Source organism: Pseudomonadota bacterium (assembly GCA_026388255.1).
GTDB lineage: Bacteria > Desulfobacterota > Syntrophorhabdia > Syntrophorhabdales > Syntrophorhabdaceae > JAPLKB01.
Genome location: JAPLKC010000138.1, coordinates 1 through 4,646, shown reverse-complemented (window position 1 = coordinate 4,646; position 4,646 = coordinate 1). Strand labels below are relative to the sequence as shown.

The 4,646-nt window shown below is 43.7% G+C and carries 4 protein-coding genes; 2 read left to right on the top strand and 2 right to left on the bottom strand.

Annotation, left to right across the window (positions count from 1 at the left end; genetic code table 11):
• Window positions 1–232: ParB N-terminal domain-containing protein (locus NT178_18810; GenBank protein ID MCX5814570.1), on the bottom strand; the 232-nt coding region annotated here is incomplete at its 3' end.
• 746 nt (window positions 233–978) lie between these two features.
• On the opposite strand from NT178_18810, the gene NT178_18805 reads away from it, so the two are divergent.
• Both NT178_18805 and NT178_18800 read left to right on the top strand, forming a co-directional pair.
• Complete coding sequence (locus tag NT178_18805; GenBank protein MCX5814569.1) at window positions 979–3,348, top strand: hypothetical protein; 2,370 nt, start codon at window positions 979–981, stop codon at window positions 3,346–3,348.
• Between the two features lie 33 nt (window positions 3,349–3,381).
• Window positions 3,382–4,266, top strand: coding sequence for a hypothetical protein (locus NT178_18800; GenBank protein ID MCX5814568.1), 885 nt, complete (start codon window positions 3,382–3,384; stop codon window positions 4,264–4,266).
• 220 nt (window positions 4,267–4,486) lie between these two features.
• Here NT178_18800 and NT178_18795 read toward each other — a convergent pair.
• On the bottom strand, window positions 4,487–4,646 hold a 160-nt coding region (locus NT178_18795), incomplete at its 5' end, for a PIN domain nuclease (protein ID MCX5814567.1).

The window sequence follows — 4,646 nt, the reverse complement described above, 5'->3', positions numbered from 1 at the left end:
GTTGCCGTGCTGCCACCAGACGCCTCTCCCCGCAGATGAGTAGATATGTCCCGTCATCCTGCCCGGTTACAATAAGCGGTTCCAGGATACCCTTGCCTTTGATTGACTGCACGAGCGACTTGAATGAGTCTGTCTCAACATTAATACTCGATCTCACCTGTTCCAGCACTATAATCTTGTCTACGGGAATGTACAGAAATTCAGGATTTGCACTTGTCTTTTTTGTTGCCATATTTTTACCCCCTCTTTAAATTTTGGTTTTGTAAAAAAGCTTATTGCTATCCTCTCGCCCGCTCCCTTACGGTCGTTCGAGTACACAGAGATCATGGAGTTGAGACAACTTTTGCCGGAATTGAGAAAATGATTCATTACGGCAACCCGCACACCCTGCGGGTAGAACATTAACTCTTCGGACATTGCCCTGGTGTTTTTTTAATTGTATTGTGAGTCCACCTGATGTTGTATTTATTGTAGTAATTTAGGAACAATGTGTCAAGACATTTCCGAGTTTTCTGCGCGGCTTACAGGCATTATGCATCCTCCCTGTGTCGAACATTTCAGATGGGAATGCTTTTTATGAAAATTATTAAATTCACCTCCAAATCTACACCATGACGGTTTTGCATTCATCCACAGTTACCACATAAAAGCTGCAATATTATGTTTGGAGTGAGCAAAAAACCATATCAAAAACGCTAAAAATAAATGTTACATTATTCGAATGTTAGGGAATGCAAAAACCCTGAGTAAAAAACAAATGTTTTATACGCACCACCGTTAAGGTTCGGTCCATTTAATTTGTTTGCTTTACCTGTCTGCTTTTTGTAAATATATTAGAGTCAATGAGATAAAAAAGGCCTTCGTAAGAGCCAATCATAGGAAACTGGACAGTGGCATATAATATCGGCGATGAGTATCTCCATTTTTCGTAGTTATATGGCTATTACAGTATTTCATCTTTAATGGGAGGATTTTTGTATGAACAGAAATCGAGTATTTCAGTTCGGGTTATGTTTTGTTGTTTTAGTTTTTGTTATATTCAGCAGCAGTGCAGCATTGTGTGCCAACAAAAAAGAAGGTGCAACAAATAAAGCAAAGACAAGTGCCAAAAGTTCGGCGGAACTGCAAAGCGGTACGCTCCCGCAACTTGTGATGCCCTATTCGTTTCAGGTACCTGCCAATCCTAATCGTCTTGTGGCCGACAGGAAAGGAAAACCCTATCTTTTATATAAAGGCGGCCTGTTCTATGGATGTAATGATCCGGGAGATGAGTGGTGCAAACTCTCGGACAACACCATTTCTCTTGCGGTCGACCATAACAACAAGGAACTGCTGTATTCAGTCAATACAAGCGTTCATTATTCCAATACAAAACACCTTGTAAGGAAAAGCACGGATGGAGGGAAGAACTGGATAGAAATCAGCAACGGACTTCCATCCGATCCGATATTGCGTACTATTGTCATAAACCCCCATAACACGCAGGAAATCTATGTTTTGACCGGCGCAGGCTTGTTTAAAACAGCAGACGCAGGGTTCGCCTGGTCGCGAACGGGTCTTTATGGGGCGGTCCATCAGCTCCTGATTCACCCCAAGGACAAATCCACTTGCTATGCTTTAACCGATGGAGGTCTTCATATTTCTAAAGACTCGGGGGCAACGTGGTCAAGAATTGACGACACTCTGCCAAAACGACTTGTACAGGGAAAAGGAAGGACGGCTGAAACACTCCCGATTATTGTCCAAGCAATCGCTCTCACGAGTCTTAATAGCCCGGCCTTGCTGGCAATGACACCAGAGAAAGGTATTCTGAAGACCGGAGACAACGGGAAAACATGGACTGATTTTAACAATGGTTTTAATAAGGCTGACGGAGTGTACTCTTACCAAACAACGAACTCTGATATCTTCATGGGCAGCGACGGTTCCGTCTATCACCCAAGCAGCGACGGTGCCAAATGGGAAAAGGTTACATTCCTCACCGGGCAGAGCGGAACGGCAGCCGGCATCATAGGCATATATCCGCCGGAGGCGGGAACGAAAGGAATGATCATCTATGACAACAGGGCCAAAATCCATTATGTGGACAAAGATAATAACCTTATCGCTCTCAACGACGGAGTAATGCCTCATTCAAAAATTACGAACCTCAAAAGTATAGTGGTTGATGGTAAACCCCGTGTTTTTGCTTTTCTCAAAAACCAGAATCATGTTGACGCGAATAAATTCGGCTTATTCGAGTCAACAAATAGCAGCAAAACGTGGCAGCAGAATAGTGTCACATTGATGTGTCAAGCAGGGGCTCAAAGTTTTAATAGTGGGTATGGCTTTTCCATAATATCAGTTTCACCGTACAACAACAAGGAAATATGGCTTTTTGCGCTCGATGATTCATGGGCGCCCCAAGCATTCAGCGAGGCGGTCACCTATGATGGCGGCCAGACATGGACAAGCCCTAATAAGTTTCTCAGATGGAGGCCCACAAGCATAGGGTTTCATCCCAACAATCCGGACATCCGCTATGTATGCGCGGGCAACGTGTATCGATACGATATCAAGACCAAGAACACGATAGACCTCAAGGTTAAGGCCCGCAATCTCCTTCATGCGAAAGGAGATCCTCAGAAAATGCTGGCAGATTCCCATCTCAGTGTCGACGGGGGTTGGACATGGAAGGACTTGAGGCCTAGCATGGAAGGGCTTGGCAAGGAACATGCGGTCTCAATAGAACAAAGAAGAATCGATCCAATATTTTTTGAGGGGAATAGTATCATTTTGTATATTCATGAGACTAAGCGGCCTGATTATTTACTTTCCTCGAATGATTTGGGTAATTCATGGGAAATTCTTCTGAAACAGGGCCATAAAAGCACGGATTCATATTATAAGGATGGTTCGGCGGTCTATATTGACCCCGTTGATCTAAGAACTATGTTTGTCACGTACACGGATGTGGTGAAGAAAGAGCAGGGAAAAGAAGAAAATGTATTCTTCATAATAAAATCATCCGACCACGGTCACACATGGAAGCCCTTCGCTCAGTATACTCCAAGCAACCGCGAGTTTGCCATATCATCGGCTTTAATTGCGATTACCAAAGAAGGCGGCAAGGAGGCCGTCTTTGTGGGTACCTTAGATGGACTCTACAGAACCTTAGATGACGGGCAAACATGGGAGTTGCTCGGTGGAATTAAAACTTCAGATGGCGGTGTTAAGAACAATTTAAGAATAACCCCACCTTCACCGATAGTCGATACACTTGAACCAGCAAAGGTAGAACCTGTAGGGAAGGAACCACCTTCCCGTACTCAACCAAAAGAAAAAAAGAAGAAAAAAGGATCATATTAATGCTGATGGCACATTTATCATAAAGGAGTGAACATGACAAAAATCAGTTGTATCATCTTAACTTTTGCGATGTTGTTAGTCGCGTGCAGTCAAAACCTCCCTGAAAACTACGGCATTTATGCGTACACCGATAAAGAACGCGTACGATTGGAAGGACATAAGATAATGCTCGCCGGAAACCTCATGGAGTCAATTGCCGGCCTGAAAGGCGCTTCCGGGACGGGCCACAAATCTGTCAAATACTTGATTGTGTTTGAAAAGGATATCAATCCAAAATCAATAGGCCTTGCAAAGCTGGGGTTTGTAAAGGGAAGCTCTGTTCAGAATATATTCGGTAGAACACATGTTGAAGTCAATTTGTGGTCCGCTGTCAGCAATATTGAATTTGATGTTGCGCCTATAAGTGGAAAAAAGGATATGTACAAAATAACGCCTAAGGCCAACTTGACAGAAGGTTTCCACGCCCTGCATTTTGGAGGTATGGGAAGAACTGCGACGCTTGATGCAATGGGCATGAGCAACGTCGCTTTTGACTTTGTGATTGGGGACAGCGACAACTATCAAAGCCACGAGGTCTTGAAACAGAGGAACGAACAGAAAGTGAGAACAGAAGGTGAGAATATCATCAAAACGATGAACAGCTATTTCAATAGCCAGGACTATCCAAAGATAAAAGAGATATACCGGCCACACGGCAGGATTCCTTCTGATTCAGAATGGCAGGAATTCACCAAAGGTCAACGTACATGGTTTGATGCTGCAGGGAGCATACTGAATTCAAAGATAGAGAGTTCGAACATATCTGATGAAGGGGGAGTGTTTCAAGTTCAGACTGTATATCAGAAGAAGGGAGAGCAAAATGAACGGTTTGTTATCAGAAAAATAGATGACAGGTTCTTCATAATCTCGATAGAGTAGCAACAAACCAGCCCATAACCGGCATTCACAGTGGACCTCTCTTGGAAAACTTATAGGGTCAGGTCTTGTTTTTTGCATAAGAGAGTCTCCCCCGGTGAGCCGAAAGGAAGGGTGCTATGTACGGTTTTTTGCCGTATTGTATCATAAAAAAGTGTGTCATGCGCTCAAACCGCTACATCAACCGCGTGTCTCATGACCGCACTTTGGAATCGGACCTCGGTTACTGCTCTGGATATATCGCCCAATTGGCCAGTTTTAGTCCCTTAATTCTCTTGAAGTGTTTCGTGTTATTTGTAACAAGAGTTATGTTGTGGGTAATTGCACAGGAAGCGAGGATAAGATCAAAATCATCGAGTGGTGTGCCGGCTTTTTCCAACTGT